General features: G+C 40.1%; 18 protein-coding genes. 4 read left to right on the top strand and 14 right to left on the bottom strand.

What is annotated here, in order from left to right; genetic code table 11:
* Nucleotides 1-6: 6 nt before the first annotated feature.
* From ACP14V_RS14515 to ACP14V_RS14500, 4 genes are all read left to right on the top strand, one after another.
* Nucleotides 7-456 (top strand): JAB domain-containing protein, encoded by a 450-nt coding sequence (locus tag ACP14V_RS14515; RefSeq protein WP_272608715.1) that lies wholly within the window; start codon nucleotides 7-9, stop codon nucleotides 454-456.
* Between the two features lie 438 nt (nucleotides 457-894).
* The gene (locus ACP14V_RS14510) at nucleotides 895-1,317 is read left to right on the top strand and encodes a BfmA/BtgA family mobilization protein (RefSeq protein ID WP_272608714.1); all 423 of its coding nucleotides are present in this window, start codon (nucleotides 895-897) and stop codon (nucleotides 1,315-1,317) included.
* A 6-nt stretch (nucleotides 1,318-1,323) separates the two neighbouring features.
* Complete coding sequence (gene mobB / locus ACP14V_RS14505) at nucleotides 1,324-2,352, top strand: MobB family relaxase (RefSeq protein WP_272608713.1); 1,029 nt, start codon at nucleotides 1,324-1,326, stop codon at nucleotides 2,350-2,352.
* 11 nt (nucleotides 2,353-2,363) lie between these two features.
* On the top strand, nucleotides 2,364-3,938 hold the full coding sequence (locus ACP14V_RS14500; RefSeq protein ID WP_409557917.1) for a type IV secretory system conjugative DNA transfer family protein: 1,575 nt from the start codon (nucleotides 2,364-2,366) through the stop codon (nucleotides 3,936-3,938).
* Here ACP14V_RS14500 and ACP14V_RS14495 read toward each other — a convergent pair whose 3' ends face one another.
* From ACP14V_RS14495 to ACP14V_RS14430, 14 genes are all read right to left on the bottom strand, one after another.
* Nucleotides 3,939-4,745, bottom strand: a complete 807-nt coding sequence (locus ACP14V_RS14495) for a DUF4138 domain-containing protein (protein WP_272608712.1) — start codon at nucleotides 4,743-4,745, stop codon at nucleotides 3,939-3,941.
* A 16-nt stretch (nucleotides 4,746-4,761) separates the two neighbouring features.
* Complete coding sequence (gene traM, locus ACP14V_RS14490) at nucleotides 4,762-5,679, bottom strand: conjugative transposon protein TraM (RefSeq protein ID WP_272608711.1); 918 nt, start codon at nucleotides 5,677-5,679, stop codon at nucleotides 4,762-4,764.
* Entirely contained in the window at nucleotides 5,660-6,286 is a 627-nt protein-coding gene (locus tag ACP14V_RS14485) for a conjugal transfer protein TraK (protein ID WP_424987567.1), read from the bottom strand. Before ACP14V_RS14485 ends, traM begins: the two co-directional genes overlap by 20 nt.
* A gap of 6 nt (nucleotides 6,287-6,292) precedes the next feature.
* The gene (locus tag ACP14V_RS14480; protein WP_272608709.1) at nucleotides 6,293-7,132 is read right to left on the bottom strand and encodes a hypothetical protein; all 840 of its coding nucleotides are present in this window, start codon (nucleotides 7,130-7,132) and stop codon (nucleotides 6,293-6,295) included.
* Nucleotides 7,132-7,737 (bottom strand): conjugal transfer protein, encoded by a 606-nt coding sequence (locus ACP14V_RS14475; protein WP_272608708.1) that lies wholly within the window; start codon nucleotides 7,735-7,737, stop codon nucleotides 7,132-7,134. The genes ACP14V_RS14480 and ACP14V_RS14475 overlap by 1 nt, the downstream gene beginning before the upstream one ends.
* Nucleotides 7,724-10,144 (bottom strand): TraG family conjugative transposon ATPase, encoded by a 2,421-nt coding sequence (locus tag ACP14V_RS14470; RefSeq protein ID WP_272608707.1) that lies wholly within the window; start codon nucleotides 10,142-10,144, stop codon nucleotides 7,724-7,726. Before ACP14V_RS14470 ends, ACP14V_RS14475 begins: the two co-directional genes overlap by 14 nt.
* Nucleotides 10,137-10,415 (bottom strand): hypothetical protein, encoded by a 279-nt coding sequence (locus ACP14V_RS14465; protein ID WP_272608706.1) that lies wholly within the window; start codon nucleotides 10,413-10,415, stop codon nucleotides 10,137-10,139. The genes ACP14V_RS14470 and ACP14V_RS14465 overlap by 8 nt, the downstream gene beginning before the upstream one ends.
* A gap of 1 nt (nucleotide 10,416) precedes the next feature.
* Complete coding sequence (locus tag ACP14V_RS14460) at nucleotides 10,417-10,704, bottom strand: hypothetical protein (RefSeq protein ID WP_272608705.1); 288 nt, start codon at nucleotides 10,702-10,704, stop codon at nucleotides 10,417-10,419.
* A gap of 310 nt (nucleotides 10,705-11,014) precedes the next feature.
* On the bottom strand, nucleotides 11,015-11,599 hold the full coding sequence (locus ACP14V_RS14455; protein WP_272608704.1) for a hypothetical protein: 585 nt from the start codon (nucleotides 11,597-11,599) through the stop codon (nucleotides 11,015-11,017).
* Nucleotides 11,600-11,895: 296 nt separating this feature from the next.
* Complete coding sequence (locus ACP14V_RS14450) at nucleotides 11,896-12,855, bottom strand: hypothetical protein (protein WP_424987564.1); 960 nt, start codon at nucleotides 12,853-12,855, stop codon at nucleotides 11,896-11,898.
* Nucleotides 12,827-16,123, bottom strand: a complete 3,297-nt coding sequence (locus ACP14V_RS14445; protein WP_272608702.1) for a hypothetical protein — start codon at nucleotides 16,121-16,123, stop codon at nucleotides 12,827-12,829. Before ACP14V_RS14445 ends, ACP14V_RS14450 begins: the two co-directional genes overlap by 29 nt.
* Nucleotides 16,113-16,793 carry a condensin complex protein MksE gene (locus ACP14V_RS14440; protein ID WP_272608701.1) on the bottom strand — a complete coding sequence of 227 codons (681 nt, stop codon included), beginning with the start codon at nucleotides 16,791-16,793 and terminating at the stop codon, nucleotides 16,113-16,115. The genes ACP14V_RS14445 and ACP14V_RS14440 overlap by 11 nt, the downstream gene beginning before the upstream one ends.
* The gene (locus ACP14V_RS14435) at nucleotides 16,766-18,085 is read right to left on the bottom strand and encodes a hypothetical protein (protein ID WP_272608700.1); all 1,320 of its coding nucleotides are present in this window, start codon (nucleotides 18,083-18,085) and stop codon (nucleotides 16,766-16,768) included. The genes ACP14V_RS14440 and ACP14V_RS14435 overlap by 28 nt, the downstream gene beginning before the upstream one ends.
* Before the next feature lie 2 nt (nucleotides 18,086-18,087).
* Nucleotides 18,088-19,548: a hypothetical protein gene (locus tag ACP14V_RS14430; protein ID WP_272608699.1), complete on the bottom strand. Its 1,461-nt coding sequence runs from the start codon at nucleotides 19,546-19,548 to the stop codon at nucleotides 18,088-18,090.
* Nucleotides 19,549-19,556 lie beyond the last annotated feature (8 nt).

Below are 19,556 nucleotides of genomic sequence, written 5' to 3'. Positions count from 1 at the left end.
CATGATATGGAACATCGTGTCAACGAAATACAGATCAGTTATAGGGAAAAACTCAGTACACTGAAATCCCTTTCCGTGACCAATTCCAATGAGGTAGCGAACCTATTGTTCCAAAATTGGGACAATAAGACGATAGGCCTACACGAGACCTTTAAGATCGTGCTGCTCAACCAATCCAACAAGGTCAAAGGTATCTATCCGCTCTCTCATGGGGGCATAACTGGAACCTTGGTGGATATGCGTATCCTATTTGCCATCATCCTAAAGACCCTCTCCGTGGGAATCATTTTGGCCCATAACCATCCCTCTGGACAACTCAAGGCAAGCGAACCTGACAAGCAATTGACCCGAAAGATTAAAGAGGCTGCTCAGCTTTTTGATGTCAAGGTGTTGGACCATATCATCCTTGCACCTGACGGTCGTTATTACAGTTTTGCGGACAATGCAATGATGTGAACAGAGGCTCATAGTTAAAGACCATTACTGACAATAAAACTGTCAATTGGAACCAAAACGACCCAATCATTATGATTGGGTTTTTCTGCATTTAAGCACTTAATTTCCATATCTTTATGGGATGGGTTATACCCTGATTCCAGTACGGCGATCTAATTGATTTGACTTTCCAAAAGTCCGTACCCATCGATTTAATTTTTACATAAAAGGGCAACTGGCCTTGGCCAGGTTGTTCGAGTTTTTGGTCCCGCATCGCGGGACAAAGGAGAAGCAAGAGGGTAACAGGCTGACGCCATGTTACGGTTTTGCGGTTTTTGTCAAAGCACTGATATATAGGTGATTATATGATTGTTGAAAATGAATTTTAGGGAGTTGTTGTGCATTTTTCACGGAAAAACGCCGCCAGCCCCCTAAAACTGGCAAATTTTTCACGGAAAAATGGATAAAGGATACGAAAAGGAACGGTTTGAAAGCTTGAGCATCAAAACATCGATTGCCCAAAAATTCAAGAAATTCAGTAAACAGATGGGAGCTTCCCAATCGATGACCTTGTTGTTGATGTTGGACTTTTTCGAGGCCAATAGGATTTCCCCAAAAGAATCCCTGGGACCTCATATCCATACCTTGGAAAGCCTGATCAAAAAACGGATCAATGCGGTGATGGCCGTGATCAAGGATATCGAAAAGAACCAGACCAAACCCACCGCGGCCATGATGCATGCCCTCTTCGAAGGAGAGGACCCTTCCGAAAAGAAGCCCCTGTTGACGGAACGCAAGCAAACGGCCAAGACCCTGGAATCCGAACTTCAGAACTGGATAAAGAAGAAGGAGGCACAAAAACACCTAGAACCTAAAAAATGAATCGCTATGTATATCACCATCACCCCACAGCAGACCAAGGGTAATTTCAGCCAAAGTGCGGCTGATTATGTGGCCTATCTGGAAAAGGAAAACGAGTCGCTTTCCCTTTCTGAACAGGAACACTTTTTCAATCAGAACGGGGATAAGATTACCGCGGAACAGGTCATATCGGAAATCGATGGCAATACCAAAAAGCTCAGCAAGCACGAGCCCAAGTTCTATGCCATTACCGTCAGTCCTAGCCAGGTGGAGCTGGGGCGGTTGAAGGACCATTCCAAGGACCTGAAGACCTATACCCGGGAACTGATGAAGGTCTATGCCCAATCCTTCCACCGGGAAATCCATGGCCGGGCACCGAACGTTGATGACATAAAGTATTTCGCCAAAGTGGAACACCAACGCTACTTCAAGGGAACGGATCGAGAGGTCAGGGAAAATCAGCCCATGGCCTCAAAGATCTTGGAACTCCAGCATCAAAAACGCAGGATAGTGCGAGGGGAGGAAACAGGTAATCTTGATCGAATCAAAGAAAAAATTTCCGTATTGGAACAATCCGCTCCCCACCAATTGGATGGTAAACGCATCGTCCAGGGGATGGCCAAACCCGGCCATCAGACCCATGTGCACCTTATTGTCAGCAGGAGGGATGCCAGTAACTCCGTCAGCCTTTCGCCTGGGAGCAAGTACCGGGCCTCTGAAGTGATGCTCCATGGAAAGTTGGTCAAACGGGGTTTTGATAGGGATCAGTTTTTTACCCAAGCGGAGAAAGTATTCGATGCAAAATTTGAATACCAACGGAATTTTGTGGAATACTACCCGTCCCGGAAACTGATGGTTCAGAACCCAAAACTGTACTACAGTACGATTTTAGGACTGCCCACTAATGAAAAGGCCCTTGCCCTTAAGTTGCTGGGCAAGTCAGGTCTTCACCTTCCACAGATCCCGACCAACAAAGTACAGCTGGCCCTAAAGACCATCAAGGCCCTGAAACGGGGCGTGGATGTGGCCATCAAATCAGGCTCAATCGGTATCTAAATACATCGCTTATGGAAGGAGAATGGAACATACTTTTTGTAATCGCAGTCGTGGGGGCTTTGCTTTCACTTGCACTTTACCGGTGGATACGTTTTGCCTTGGGAATCGGTTTGCTGTTCATGGTTTGCCTGGCCATAGGCCTACATAGTTTTGCTGGGTTTCCTGGACCGCAGTTGATTCTGGGATTGGTCTGTCCGCTGCTTTTGATTAATGTGGTCGGTTATGTCTTTGTAACGCCGGAAGCCCTTACGATTAAACCCACTCCTTTTCTGGTCGATATACCCTTGCAAAAGGGAAAACTCGTTTTGCAGAACATCCGGAGGGGCATCTCCATCATAGGAGCCGCAGGCAGTGGTAAAACGGAAAGTGTGGTCGCACCCCTGTTGGACCATTTTGTCCAAAACGGATTTTCAGGGGTCATCCATGATTACAAGGATTTTGAGCTTACCGAAATCGCCTATCCCTTGATTGATGCTGAAAAGGTGGACTTTTACCCCGTCGGTTTTGATCCCATCCATTATCGGGTCAATCCCATTGCACCCCGGTATATGGACTCGGAGGAAAGTGTCAACGAACTCTCCCGCGTATTGGTCGAAAACCTTTTGGAACAAAAGGAATCCGGTGCCACGGGCAGCGGAAAGTTTTTTACGGATGCCGTGGAGGGATTGTTGGGTGGGATGATCTGGAAACTGAAATCGGACTATCCTGACTATTGTACCCTGCCCCATTTGATGGCCCTTTACCAATATCTTGATATGGAAAGTCTGGAAGCCTTTCTGAAAGGGAACCATACGGCCAAGGCCATGGCCGATGCCTTTGTCAATGGCATCAAGTCGGAACGCCAGACTGCCGGGGTCCGCAGTACGCTTTCCAATGCCCTGAAGAAAATCTCCACCCAACGAAATTTTTATGTGCTTTCCGGAGATGAAGTACCCCTTGATATCAAAGAACAAAAACACCCCGTTATCGTGTCCTTGGTCAACAATCCCAAGTATGAAACGGCCTATAGTCCTACTATTGCCACCATCATCCATACCTTGACCAAGCAGATGGCCATACGCAACGCCAAGCCATCCTTTCTCTTGATGGAGGAGGCACCAACCTTACGGCTATTGAACATGCACCGTATCCCGGCTACCTTGCGGAGTTATGATATTGCCACGGTATATGTAATGCAGGACAAGGTACAGAACGATATCCTCTATGGGGACAAGGCCAGTAGAGCGATTCTGAGTAACCTATCCTACCAATTTTTTGGAAAAGTAAACGACCCGGAGACGGCCAAGTACTATGAGCGGTTTTTTGAACTCGTAAAGAAACCCACCACCAGCATCAATCGTAGCCATACCATTAATTTTGATACCCGTGTGACCACAGGCGAACGGGAGGTGAGCAAAATACGGGCCGATGTGTTCTTTCGGTTGCAACAAGGGGAGTTTATCGCCTTTGCGGATGGGAAGGAAAAAAAGGTGCAGTTCAAAAGGCCCCAGCTCCAAAAGGGGTTACCTGAACCCCCTAAGGATATAGATTTGGAGGGGAACTTTTATCGCATCCATGCGGAAATTAGGGCCCTGTTCGGGAAATGATCAGCGTAGTTTTAAGGTAAGATTTCGGCTTCCTTTGGCCTCCAATACCTTTACTTGTAGGCGTTCCTCCGAGTTCAAGGTAAACTTGGGATAGACCATCACAAAGCGAACCGAACTATTTTTGCCTATTCGTTTGGGCATTTGGAATTCGAACAGGGGAGTGATAGGCAATTCCTGGTAAGAGGCTTTCCGTTTTGGGGTGCCCAATACCTTGGATAATTGGAACTGTCCAAGAGCATATGGAACAGTGGATCGGTTCCTCAGTTCATAAACCATATAGACATGGTCATCATGGTACACTTGGTCCATGAGTTTGACCCTTATTCCTTTTTGATGTTTGCTGTGGCGGGTAGATGATTTTTTGTGCAACAATTGGGTACAGAAAAGTGTAAAGTGTTCCTCTTTGGTAGAAGCGGTTTTCTGTATGCAATCTTGTGCTGAAGGACCATTGGAAGAATGCTGAAAAGGGTTTGCCAAGCGTTGGTCGGGGTTTATGAAATAATGCAATTGGGGAAGGTGTTCCCGATAGGCGAGGTTAAAGGAATAGAGGTCCCCTGTGGTGGTCCGTACCAATAAATTGCTTTCTTGATTTTTTTCAGCCTGCAGCAATCCCAAGTTGTCCGCTTGTTCCCTATTGAAATTAAAGGCAAAGTTAGAGGAACCGGTCATGCCCGTTTGGATGGGATCCGTAAAGGAAAGGGACACCACCTGATGGTCATTGGCATAGATGGTGTCCAAGCTTTGACCTGGGGCTTGGATAGCGAAAAGGAGACATGAGATGATGGGGAAAAGGTTATGATTTTTCATGGTTTTGCTTTTTATGTTACTGTTTTGGTTTTAGAAGCAGGCGATGGCCATCCAAAATGGTCACCTTCTGCTTGCGCTGGCTGCGTTGGAATATGCTCTTAAGACCCCTTACTTGGGGCAAACCGGCAATATTGATATCCTGTACCATATCGTCCATGACCTCTTGGGCAGCTTCCTCCCGCAGGGAGTTTTCCAAGTAGAGGCCTGCAAGGCCATCCTGGAGGTCAAAGGCTTCCCATTGCAAGGGAACGTGGTCAATTTGGGTGATGTTTAAGATGGTCCGATTGGGTCGGAAACGCACCGTACCGAATAAAGTCGAGTATATTGAGAAACGATGGCCGTTGATAATGGTAGGTTCCACCAAGCGCAACCGGATGCGGCTGTTTTTTCGTAAGACTTGTTTGCCGTCCACTTCGACCACAATGCCTTTAGTGGTCTCACTTTCCAGAACCTTAGGATGGGAGGCAAAGAACAGTTGCTGGTCCAAAGTCATTTCGGCAGCGGTAATGGAGTTGTCCGGTAGCGGTTCTTCGATTTTGATTGGTTCGGCTTTCGGTTCGACTCGTGGGGTTTCTTCCAAAGGTTGAACACGGTCTCGATGTGGGGAAAAGTTGCCTGAGCTGTACACACTATCAATGATACGCTGTTTCTCATATTCCATATAGTCCGGATTGAAATAGCCCTTGTCATCGACCATATGATCCGGGTAGATTTGGGGAGCTGTGGTCTCGCGCTCTTCATTGAGATCATCCAGAGCCTCCATCTTGGATCCATACACTTTTTGGTTTTCCTCCAGATCGGGCATGGGGATACGGTCCGGTCTCAGTTCGGTTTTCTTGTCCTTACCAAGGGTGAAGATGGAGTAGGCCACGATAAAAAGGACCACCCCTATCAGAACCAATACAAATACAATCTTATTTTGCTGGGGTTTCATAGGCTTCTATTTTACGGAGGGAGTTTTCAAAAAAATCAGTGATCAACAACCCATGGGGGTTGTGAGGGAAATTTCGGGCCACTTGGATGAGTTTGCCCGTAGTAATTAATTCATAGGTGTCGGTGACAGCACCTCGATTGATGCGGATTAAGGTCCGGGTCTGGAAGGCATAGGGTTCCTGGGTCATATCAATTTGGGAATCGATGCGTTCCACCTGTTGGACCAAGGAATATTGCAACAATCGGTTATAGAAGCCATCGGCTTTCTTTTGCCGGTATACGGCATCCACAGATGCATTGCCCAACCATAGGGCCTTTTCCATGTTCTTTTCATAACTGTTGGCTTCCACACCATAGAACCAAGTGTGGAACTGCTCTAGGTGGGCCAGAGCCTCGACTTCTAGATTTTCCCGTTGAGAGGCCAGTTGAAGGGGGATGACGGCTCCAGTTGAACTTACTACAAAGGCTTTGTCCATACTTTCTTTGTAAACCTTGACCATTAGGCTGACGGAGATGATACAGACTAACCCTGTCATGATGATTAAGGCCAAAACCACAAATCGGTTCAGCTGTAAAACCTGTTGGATATTTTTAAAAGGTATTTTCATAGGTATTTATCCGGTGAACAAGCGCAACGTAAAACCCGTGGCCTTCCGGTACAGTTTGAATTTGAGCAACACGATAAATCCGATGGACCCCAGCTGGATGACCGGGGCAAAGAACTCACTGCCCCAATCCGAACCGAACAGGCTGCCCCAAAAGTTGGTGTTGATCTCGGTATAGAGGTTATTGACGAACACATTGACCAAGAAAAAGGCGGGAACCAACATATAGACCCCGGCATAGAGCTTGAAATAGGTGTAGGCCAGATTGCGGAACTTTTCAAAAACGGACAAACTGATGACCAAAGGGAAAAAAGCCTGAAGGATTCCCAAAAGAAAATAACGCTCCGCTAGAAAGAGGGGATAGATAAAAATATCCAACAACCATAAGATGACGCCTATGATAAAAGCGAGCATTTTTAGGCCGTATAAAGGAGTAACAAGGGCCTCATACAATATGGCCATGGCCTTTTTGGCGGCTTCCAAGGCACCCACATCCCGTTCCAGGTCCACATCCTGTAGCTGTAAGGGGAGGAGTGCCGGAGCCGTGTCTCGGTACTGGGATTCGATGGCGACCAAAATGCCGTCAAAGACTTCTAATACCTGTGTGGAAAAGATGACCAAGAGGACAATTAAAAGGTTCTTGGCCAAGTCTGTAGGGGTGAGACCCCAGGTATGGCCATCAGTGGTGGCGATGCCCTCGTTGTATTTCTTCAGGATGTTGATCAGAAAGAACAATACGGCCAAGGTTTTCATCCCAACAATGGTGTATTGGGAAAAATCACTGTCCTTGATGGTCTGAAAGACCGCGTCCACATATTCCAAACCGATGCCTAAAAAGAATCCAGCCATTAATATTCGATTTCGCGGTTGTTGATGATGTCCTGCATTTTCCGAAAGGAGATGATTTCCCTGTAGCGTTTGGTCTTGACCTCCAGTTCGGCCACCATTTCTTGGGATTGGACTTTCTTATCCATCAATATGGCAGTACGCTCAGCGTCGGTCATCTTCAAAAAGTCGCTAGAAAGGATCTGGTTGACAAAGTCCAAATCATCAATGGCCGTATCCATGATTTGCTCAAAGGAGCGTGATACTTGCTCTACTTCCCCTGCCTTTATATAAGGGGAGTTCAATATCTCCCTGAGATCCGTCTGTACGGTACGGAAAAGAATCTCATTGTTCTTGGTCAGCTCCTGTAGGGCCTTCAATTGTTTGATCGTATTGTTGACCCTAACGATATTGTCCTTTTGTTCTTTTAAAAACTGTACGGTTTTCAACAGTTCAGAGGTCTGTTTGGCAGATTCGACCAAGGATTTGGCCATGCTGATAAAATTGGTATTGTCATATACCGGCATCCCCTGGCAGGCAGCGCCTGCTGGCAGTAATAGGGTAGTGGTTAGGGCGAATATTAAGATTAGGGCGTTTTTCCTGATGGACACATTCTTATTTGTTTTCATAAGAGTTCTTTTTGGGGTGAATAAATGCTTTGATGGCCTGCTCCATATCCTGGGTCTTTTCATAGAGCTGTATGATCTGGGTGCTTTCTCTGCCATCAGTGAGGTAGGCAGCGTACACTTCGGGCGGGACTTCCAAACGGTAGATGTTGCTCTCCTTCCCGATTTTGATAAATATCTCGGTGTGCTTTCGTTCCCCGGTCAAATTGTTGCGAATGGACTTCAACTGGTCAAGGTCATGGCTAGAGAGGTTGAGCCGCTTCTGCAGTGCGTCGTAGCCTTTCTCATTCCGCAGACTGTAGATAACCTGGGTGTTTTCAAGAATACTGGCCGAAGTGGAGTTCTGGGGCAATTGGTTGATGGATTGCAGGATGATGCCGATGGCCCCGTTCTGTTTTCGGATGGCCTGATAGTAGAACTCCACACTTTCCAAGACGTTGGGGAATTTCAACTGCTTGGCAAATTCATCAAAAAGGATGATGCCTCGTTCGGAACGGTTACGCCAAATGGTCCGTTGGATGGCCGACTTGATGAGCTTGAGCATCACGGATAGGATTTCCTTATTGTCCCTGACCTCGTCGAGTTCAAATATGATGAGCCGTTTGTCCTCGATGGTATATGTCTGATCAGCCCCGGTATTGAATAGAAAGCTGTAGGGACCAACTTCCACATATTCCGATAGGATGTGAAGAAAATCATAGGTGCTGAAGTGGGATTCCTTGATCTGAAGTTCTTGGATCAGTTTGTCTTTCCAGTCATCCACAAACTGATAGAGGGAAGCCAAGGAATGATTCTGTCTGACTTTTTTGTAATAAAGCAGCAACACCTTTTTGATGGCTACTTCTTGCGATTTGGAAGGTCTGTCAGCCGCAAGGAGTTCCAAGAGAAAAACAGCAAGGTCTTCCAAACGCTCTGGGGTCAAGTCGGAATCATCAGAAATATAAAAAGGATTGATTCCAAGGTTTTTTCCTTGCTCGTAACGCAGGATGATATGTTGATCGGGATAGAGCTTTGCAAACTTGGCATAGGAGCCGCCCAAATCGATAAGTACCAGCCGAACACCCTGCTCAAAATACTGTCGTAAGATATTGTTCGCCAAAAAGGATTTGCCTTCCCCTGTTGGGGCGAAAATGGCAAAGTTCCGGGCCTTGATGCGTTTCTTTTGTTCGTCCCATACATCCTTCAGTACCGGGATGTTGTACTGGCGGTCATTGAAGATGATACCTGTGGCATCGGATGTATAGTTCGTGTTGTTGATGTAGAGACATAAGGCATGCTTCAAATCTGTTACATAGAGATCTTCGTTGGAAAAGTTGGTGGCATGGCCGGGATGGGAATTCAAAAAGTAATGCTTGCGTTCCTCGCCATTTGGGTAATAGGGAAGGATGTCCAACTCCTTAAAACCCGCCTTGATTTTGGATGCAATCCGTTTTACCTGTTCGGCCTCCGAATGCCAGAAGATGATATTGAGATGTCCCCGGATGATGCGTGACGAATCATCCGTATTGATTTGGTCCAAAATATGCTGGACCTTTTTGAGGACCACCTTGTTCTGGGAACCGAAATTGGAACTTTTGGTTAGTTCCTCCACTTTTTTGTCCAAGAGCTTACGCCATTTGTGTTTGTCATCCAGATAGAGGATATGATTCACCATGTGGGTCTCGTTAAGGTCAAGACCCAGGCCGTCGATAAAACCTTGATGAAAGGTAAAATCGTCCGAGGTGAATTTTTCATTGGTCTTACTGCTCTGGACAGGTCCTCCAAAACAAGCTTCGTTGTTGACGGCAATGACATCAAAGAAATGGTCGCCGATTTCGATTTGTTTTTTATCCATTAGAACATCCGTGTCAAAACCAACATTGAAACCGTTGTAATAATTGTTCGTATGAGTAAGAATGTCAGCGGGCGCAAGTGGCACCAACGACACACGCTGGCTATTGTTGATATATGAGACGGCATCATTGACGGAATTGATGAACTCCGCCACTTGTACATCTAGTTTTCGATGAAAGCCTTTTTCCGTTTTCCTGAATGGGTTGACATATTTGGAAGCGTTGAGCGTTTTGTCCAAGGGCAGTATGAAGAATAGATAGCTTTGATGGCTCAGGTGCTCCCTACCATGAAAATAGTCATGGGTGGCCTTTTCCAAAAAAGTACGGTCAGGCAATTGTTCGGCATCATATCCCACTTTTTGGTAAATGTCCTGTTTATGGATGACCGTGCCTGTGGGAAGTGACTTGAATGCTTGAAACCACATGCTGTGCAGTTCCTCAAAATCTTGCCCGGAGAGGGAATGGATTTCGGGAAGAACTACTTCATAGCACAAGACCACATTCCCGTTGTTAGCAAAGACCACATGGTTTTGGATGTCCAGGATGGGATGATGGGAATGAAGATTGATTCTATGCATAGGAAAGAGGACTTAGTTTTTTGTTGCTGATGATGCGGGGGAAAACCTTTTGAACGGAAAGTAATTGAGGGGCTTTGGCCCACTGCACCAATACCCCATATAAGAAGGTATTGGTGACAAGCAGGACAACGATGACACCAAAACTGAAAGAAAATATGATGATTAATAGGGAGCCGATAACGGATACCATCATCAGGGCAAAGAGGGAGATGGGAAGTCCCATAATCATGGTCCTCTTACGGATGTTTCGATAGATCTCGAACTTCTTCATTTTACACCACAATTCCGATGAGGTAGGTAAAGATGCCTACAACTGCCCCAGCAATTAGAACAAAGACCAATACCCGGGTGATGCCTTTTTTAAGATCGGCATTTTCGCCGAAGAAGTGTCCGGCATTGAACAGGAAACCTACTAAAAAGATGACACCAAGGATGATGGGGAAGATGGTCCGAATGGTATCGGAAATATCATTGACGGAATCCTCGATACCACCGATCTGGGCCAAAATGGAACTGGAAACAAATAATAAAAGAATAGTGATGAAATGTGATTTTCGCATATCGTAAACTGTTTGGGATTACTCGGTTTTTGATATGTGAAAAGTAGTGGATAATAAATTTTAAAAAATTGATTATCAGTTATTTGTGAATAAAATAAAATATAGTTTCGAATGGTTCAATATAGTGTCAGTTGAGATGAAAATGAATGAAATTCCGAACGTTGATGTTGATAACCACAAAATTTGAGCAAGGAAGGACTTGGGAAAAAGCCCGATTCAGGCCGTTCCCATGGCTTATAGTGTCCATAACTCTTCAAGAATTAAGTAATCGGTAGACCATTTAATTTATTTGACAATCAGAATGATTAGATTATTCATGATCCTTTTCCAATGGATCGATCTCGTTGGCCTTTTGGGAAGCCCAATTCAAGTATTCCTGAAGTTTTTGTCCCTGGAATTCTTCCTTATGGTTTAGTTTTTTGCCCAGTGTGTTCAAGTAACTCCTAATCATAATAGCTTTTTGATGTTTTTCGGCGTCTAGTATCAATTGATTGAACTTTTCTGCTTCAAGTGCTTTCTTCTTGGCAATCTCAACTTCTTTCTCCTTTTGGATACGATTTCTTTCCTCTTGGATGCGCTGCTCTTCCCTGAGATCCGCCCATTGTCTGCTGTCCTTGTCCAGATATTCATAAATGGTCATCAGGTAATCCTCCAACCTTTTAGTTTTTTTATCCATCCACCCCTTTCGGGCATAGGACCCAATCTGGAATTCGAGCAGTTCACTTTTTTCATAGCGTTCGCTACCATACCCCAATGCATCCTTGTCCCTTTTCCTGAAATATTTTTGCCTTAGGTTGATCTCAGTAAGTTGTCCGTACATTTCAATATGACATCGATTATATTCGAAAGTGATACCATGGCCATTTTCCTCCAAGAGGAAGATTATATCGCTCATGAACCTAAAGGCTCTCCCCCTCAATTTAGGCTCAACGGATATCGGTAAAAATGAACCATTGTATTTTTGCTTTTCCTCCCAGCTCCTTCGCTCTTTTATTTTATCTAATCTTTTTAATTCGATTTTTGTTTTTTGAACGAGTGGGTGTAAAGTTTTTTGCATAAGTGTAATCCTATAAAATTTTATTTATATGTATTTTCGGGAAGCAACTTAAATCGTAAATTTTTTGGATTAGCCAGGCGCAGAAAATATAGAATCAATTTATTGAGAGAGGGCACAAAAATGTTAAAATGGATTTATAAAAGGTCCTTTATTATTCTAATCAAATCGAATGATTCCTCTTCAATCCACTCCTCCTTTTCAATTAGGGTTTTGATAAGTTGTATATCTCTCTTAGAAAAGTTTTCAATTTTGAGTCCAGAAAAGGTTTTTGTTAAATCCCAATGACTGTCATGATAATCAATATAAGTACTTCTTCTTTTATGGGGCTCATTTGGATATAGAAGCTGAATATTCTTATTACGTTCCTTAAGTTTCTCGTTAATTCTGGTAAAAATCTCAAGCCCAGCTTTATCCCAATCGCAAGAATAATAGATGGGTTTCATTAATTCATATTCGTCGATATCGTCAATGATCGCGATATTGTTCCCCCCTACATACCACATTTTTACTTGTGCTTCTTTAGCAATCCAAGGTTGCTTTAAAAAGGATTTGTTCTCACACATCACAATGGCTTTAGGGCTCTTATTATCAACAACTAATCGCCATTGATTCTCTTTTTTATCTAAGGAGAACCTTTCTATATTTAATATCTTAAAGACTGCATCTCTTACGCTTTTTTTGTTTTTTAAATATTTGGATATATCAAAAAATTCGTTTGAGAAATCTTCTATCGTAGTCGGGTTATTTTTTAACTCTTCTTTATTTTCAGCGATGAGCATTAGGGTTTTAATGTCTTCAATCGAAAACCCTTTATTAGCTGTAGGTTTTATATCATTTTCTATAAGAAACCTTTTGGCCTCATCATGAGTTTTTTTAAACTCCTGCTCGTAAAAATCCTCATATTTTTCGGTTGGAATTATAACTTTTATATTATCTGGTTTTAAATCCAGAATACCCTTATCATGGATTAGGTAGTTAATATATGGATGGCTTTGAATGACTGCTCTTGTTCTTTTAAGATGATACAAATCATCAAGTGCTTTCAACTCTTTCCAAGTAATATTCTTATTCATCATCTGATAAGGATTGGACATATAGGTCTATATCCTCAGTCACTTCATCTGAAAATATTCCTAGGGGAGGTACAAAACTATCTACATCTGCCAAATTGTTTTCATTCATAATATAGATATATTGACCATTATAGGTGATTTCTCCAGCAGTTTCAATGGCCATGGTAACAATTTGATACTTTTCCTCTTTCGCTAGTTCATGTAGCATATCATAATTACTTCCTAAGCCTTCTGCTTCATCTATTGGCATGATTTTTAATCCATCCCTGCCTTCTTCCTCAATTAACGAAAGTCTTGCCAGGCATAATAGTGCGTTAGCTGCATAAGTTTGACCATTACTACCAGAATTTACTTCTTCGTTTTCGAGTTTAAGCTCAAAAACCAAGTCGAAATAAGATTTGGGATTCATTAAATCTTCTGGTTCCACTTTAGTACTACCTCCAAGTTTTCGAAACGCCTTGATCATCATTTCATTAATGTCAATTTCCTCTCTGAGTTCACTAAACAAACCTGTATAGCTCAACTGGTTGTGCAGCTGCTTCCTGAAAGTTGTCAGCCAATTATCTGGGTAGTGAATTGACTTTTTAGACGTCAATGATGCCTTGTTACCACCTGTTATACCTCTTTTTCCCTTTTTGAGAAAGCTGTCAATTTCATTAATCTTTGTTAGATAACCAGAATAGATTTTATAAACATCATTGAATATGCTTCCCAAAATTTCTACTTTTCTGGATCCAATTTCCTGAATGTCTTGAGTTAGTTTATTTAATCTATCAACTATATCATTTTCAATTAGATCTTCATTGACTTTGGTGCTAGGAAATACGGTTGGTAAAAGATGATTTGCCAATTGCCCAATTGAAGCCGTTTCATCATAGGGAAGATCTTTGGTTATCATTTTTAAATACTCGATATAGGAAAGTTGCGCCGAGTTTGCCTTAGATTGAAAAGAATCCCTCCCATCATCTGGATTCTCATTTTCTTCAATTTTTTCATCAAACTTAAGTGACGATTTAAGTAGTTGCTCGTTTAAACTTTTTGCTTCATCGATTTCATCTTCTGCCAAGGTAAGCTGCTTTTCCTTCTTCTCAATTTCTTCATCCAATTCCTTGATAGTACCTAAAAGTTTATATTTTAAATCAGATAGTTTTTGTTGATTAATTATGTTTTTAGTGTGCGCATTAAAATATGATTTTTCATCAAAGTCTTGTTCTTTCAAATACTCAAAGTTCTCAGCCAACCGTTTTTCTTCCACCATAATTTGTTCTTCTATTAATTGGTCATCGATAGAAATATCATCTTCAAAAAGTTCGGTCTCTAATTGTTTGGCTCTTTTTTGGTAATTTTCCTGTTGGCTCTTTCTGCTAGTATATTCTTCATACTGCTTCTTTAAAGAATCATGTTTTAGGAGAATTTTGGTTTTGTTTTTATGTACCTGCAGGTGATGTGTAAAAGAATCTTCCGTAATACCTTTCAAACCTTCATCAATTTTGAATTTGAGTAATTCATCTTTTCTGTTGAAAAGGCCAATATGCTTTTCAAGATTACTATATTCAAAAAGTTTGTTTTTAAGGTGTTCTTTATTTTTCTTTTTATCTTTTAGCTTTGACAATTTCTTTTCAACACCTTCCTTTAATTTAGATAGAGAATTTTCAACCTCACTTGGATCTTCAATATTTAAAACTTGATGCTCTGAATATGTAATGAACTCATAGACACCATCTAAATTGAGCCAAAATCCATTTTTGGTTCTGTCCTTGATGTTTGAGTCAATATTCTGAAATAGATGCTCCGGATACGGGACATACCTTTTGGAATTTTCCTCTAGAGGCTTGATTTTACCGAATTTTTGGAAGTAAATTAAAATACTTTCAAGGGTATGTGATAGAGGAAATTTTAGATTATCAATAGCCCAATTTACCAAAGTTTCAGGATTGTTCAAATCAGAAAATCTTGATAATGATTCGAGTTCTTCTATTTCCTTTTCAAGCTCTTTAATTTTTTCGGGGTATTCATTTATTTCGATTTTGTATTCCGTTAACCAATTAGACACTTTAAAGGAATCCAGAATAGTGTTGTCAGAAAGGAATTTTATGAATTCTTGTAATTCCGTTTTATCATTATTCTTTACCTGCTGAGACGTATACCATTGATTCACTTTTTGTATATCATTGCCATGAGTAGAAAGCCATTTTTCTACAACTTCAATTTGCAGTTTAGATTGACTAACATCAAAAAATTGTTTTTCTATGTCATCTCCACTTTCATCCTCCTTAGTCAATTGCTTTACTTTGATTCTAATATCAAGCAACTCTTTGAAGTTATTTATTTTTAACTTCAAAAGTTCGTTATCAACAAATCTAAGTTCGTCTCTTTTAATTCTTAGATCTTTAATAATTCCAAGCTTTTCCTCGGTGCATTTCCTCTTAAAGCTGTTCCAATAGCTGAACTTTTTTATTAGGTAATCTGAGTAGATAGTTTTATAGTTTTTTTGTTTTTCAAGAACAGTTTTCAGTAATAACTGCTTTTCATTTATTAGTCTGATTTCTTCAGAATATCTTTTATGCTCATGGAAATCATTACTTATATTTTCAACTTCTTCATTGTATTTTTCTTTTATGGCATTTTTATCATCATCACCAAAAAGAAATCTTTTTAAATCCTCAGATTCAGTCTTAAAACCTTTACCCCTCGAGAAAGACCTTAGAATACTTGCATAGGTTTTGAGAGTTTCATTTTTAGTTAAGTCTAACGACAGGATATTATTTGCATAAAGGATTTGATGGTAGTTTTTTCTTTTGAAGGATTTCATTCTAGCAAACTCAACCTTTTCGCACAGATTCTTTAAGGTATCAATCTTATTATCTATGAGTAGTTCCTTATTCAAAACAGGCTTATCCAAAACAGTCAGATTATCCCAATCATAACCATTTTGAATGATGAACATTTCAACCGCATTACTTGTTCCTTCAATATAAACTCCAATGACTAGATATTTTTTTGGACTAACTTCAATATTTAGAAATACGTAACCTCTAGATACTGAATGTCCTTTTTTGGAAATTAGCATTCCTTTGACATCTCTCTGCTTATTATTTCCTTCGGTCGCAGATTTAAATTCACTAGAGCCAATTAAAACCAATTGGATCATATCTGCTATCATACTCTTTCCACTTCCACTCTCGCCACTGAAATCTGTTCTATAGGGATGGAAAAGATAATCGGCATTAAAATGCTGCTTAATGCCAATGGTGGAAAGACTATATATACGAGGGTAATTATTCTGCATTTTTCATCTCATTTATCAAATCATCAATGGTTTCAATTTGAGGTTGATAGATAATTCGCAGGCGCTCAAACGATGGCATTACTTTGAATTTATCTTTCTCATCTTCGCTTTCCCACATTAACCAACCCAAGTCCCCAAATTTTTCAAAGGCCTTGGATATTACTGCTTCAAATCTTTGGTCACTCAAGTCCGTTCCCTTATCGGAAGAATTATCATTAATGAGTTTTCTCAATGCATTTTTTTGTTCCTCATATTCTTCATGCAATAGGGTCGTGAATTCAGATACACTATCTAGCTCTATATTTCCATCTAGCTTGGACATTTTTAGGAATAACATTCCTATAATAATATATTCACTCTTTAAATAATCCCTATTGTCGGAAGGTACATTTCCTCTTCCATCTTCGTTGAAGTTTAAATAGTAGTAATTGTTAAAATCGGTACCTTCTTTTATGAGATTAAGATTGAAAAAATCCTTATAATAGTCCTTTAGGGATTCGTAGTTATCGGACTCGTTTAAAAACCGATATAAATTCACGTTCAATGGATATTCCCTTTGAATATGGATACCACTTCTGAGTGTATAATCAAGCTTTGCGAAAACACTTTTTGACTTTCTGTTGCTCAAAAATGCGTACGGTACTATTTTTTCTGAATTACCATTTTCCATAAGGATATTCCATTATTTATTGCGTCATGTACAGGTTCTGTTTCAATACTCAATTTGTATTGATTCCTATACGTTGCGTTTTTTCTAATGATATTGTGGGCTGTCTTAACGGCGATTGGAAGTTGGTCTTCTTCAAGAATTTTGAAGAAAAGGCGGGTGAAGTCCAGATAATGTTTTTCCTCCACTTCTTTAAATATAAAATCGGTCCAGTATCCTATTCTTTCTTTATCCCTTTTCCATTTTAGTGTTTTTTCCAACAATTCTTTCCTCTTTTTGAAATCAACTGTTCTTTGAGTGACTTCAATAGGCAGTTTTGGACTTATTTCTCTTGAGGGAACAACATTGAACTTTAAATTGTCTATAGAAGACTTTACGATTATCCCTGAAAGACTATTGGGAAACTGTATTCGTTTTGTTCCTTGATCTTTAACCACCACCGAATGTTGAAGTAAATAGTCAATAAACTTATTAGTTTTTCTATCAAAATTCTTTTTGTTAAAATCGTAAATAAACTCTCTAATTCTTGGCTTTATTTTTTCTATTCTTTTACTTACTTGCTCTAATTGGCTTCTAGAATTATCATGAAATTTTTGAACCCTGTGAATATTTGAAATGTTGTTTTCCGCTTTATTCTCTTCAAGAAGACCTATCAAGAGGTCATCTATGTCATAAGAAATTTGAAATGCATTTCTGAGCTCTGATGCTTGTTCCTTGATTATTTCCAAACGTATCTCAATACCTTTGAGAATTTCCAATATATTTTGGTTTTCTGAATTTATTCCTGTTTTAAAATCTTTTACGGACTCGTTTACCTGTTGGTCCAATATTTCGATTTGGGAAGTAAGTTCAGGAAGCCTAATCTCAAAATGGTCTTCGATCCATTCATTGAAATCCCTATTTTCTTCGATATTTTCAGTGAGACTTTTATGTAATTCTGCAAAGAATCGCTTAATCTTTGCTGGATTATACTTTTCGATTAATCGTTTTTCGATATTCTGACAAAGCTCTAATCCATATTTTTTGAATTGGTAGGTTTTCTTTGAGGCATTGCGCCACAGGAAAGACTCTTGAAACCTAAGTATTATTGAATTGTTTCTGTTGTATTCTGTCCGAGAACTTTCGTTGCCTTGGTCTTTGAAAACCTTAGTAATAGTTGAAATAATATTCTCTTCTGTAAAGTCTTTATCCTTATATTTTGCATATAGAGAGAGAAGAATCAATCCATCATTTTTCTCTGGAATTAATTTTTCATATTGTTCTTTCGCCTCTCTATATAGGTTAAAGCTGTCCATAACTAGACAATTTCTTTTAAATAGTAATCCCTTAAAATTTCCTTGAATTTCTCGGAGTTCAATCTATTGGCTCTTTCTAATATGTCTTTTTGATTTAGATAATCGAAGTCAAATTTTCTCACTTTGGACTTTGTGTCTTTCAAAAGCTTGGCTGAGTCCTCAGTGAACCCTCCTGTACTCCATATCTCAAATCGTTGTCTTTTTTCTGGGTATCTTGTAGATAACCAACCTCTAATTTCCTTAACCTTCTCAGATAAATAAACCTCTATGTAATCTAGGTCAACAGGATAATTATATCCCTTACATTCAACCACACATACTTCATTTTCTGTAATAGCAAGAACATCAATCTCTCTAGTTCTGGTATTATTTAGAACAGGTATTCGTTTTCCAATATTGATTGATTGAGCGTATTTGCTGAAGTAAAAGCCAACAGCAAGTTCAAATAAATCTCCTCTTAAGTTATTGGTTTTACCATCAATGAGTTTGGACAGTTTACTCATAAGAGAAAGGTACTTTTCAGGCTCTTTTTTTAATATGGCACCTGCATTTGTAACCGTATTTATCAGACTTTTGATTAATTCACTGTAATCCTTACCATATAATTCCTTAATAGATGCTACTAATACACCATTACTTTTTAATTGATTAAGTGCTTTTACGGCTATTCCATCTACTATTAGAACCGGTAATAATTTAATAGTTGGATTGGAAGCTTTGATTGCCGCTAACTTTTTAATAAAAAAACTTATCGAGTCTTCATCAGTCACGTTACCCATTAAAATATCTGCAACTAAAAACCCTGGTTTTTTTTGTTTACCATTATATCCTACTAAGCCTTCTATGTATGTGGGAGCTGTAAATGCAAATTGAAAGCCTCCAACAACATTATTATTTTTACCTTTCTTAAAGGAAACTAGACCTATATTTTTGCTCCATGTTTCAAAGTGTTGAAGAATGAGTTTCTTTGATAATTGTATACCCTTAATATGACGAAAATTTGGAGCTGCTTGCTCAGCAATAAGTATGTGAAGACCATATTCACCATCTTGCGTTTCCCTTACTAGGTTGTGCTTTTTAAGCTTTTCAATTAGTGTTGAGAATTTCATATGCCCAGATAGCGCTATTACGGGACTAATTGAATAGTTTGGCAATTCGTAAATTGGAACTATTCCATGATGGTACTTAATTGCGTTTATTACAGCAAAGCATCTCTTAGCATCAGATTTAAATGCATTAACTATTGCATCAAAATAATCTGAATTTTGAAAATTGTCTGCATGATAAATAAAAGATTTTTTATCAGAAAAAAGACCTGTAATTTTATGAATTGGGCTATTCAGTCTTTGGATTCGTTTGCGTGCGGCATCATTTGAAACCCTTTGATTTTTCTCGATATATTTGGCCAAGTCCCCAGATAAAATACCCCCCTTTTTTTTAATGTAGTTCTCTATTTTTGTCACACCACGCT

The sequence above is a fragment of the Flagellimonas alvinocaridis genome (assembly GCF_965248585.1).
Lineage (GTDB): Bacteria > Bacteroidota > Bacteroidia > Flavobacteriales > Flavobacteriaceae > Flagellimonas > Flagellimonas alvinocaridis.
Note: the sequence above shows the minus strand (reverse complement) of the source record. Positions and strands in the feature narration are given on the sequence as shown.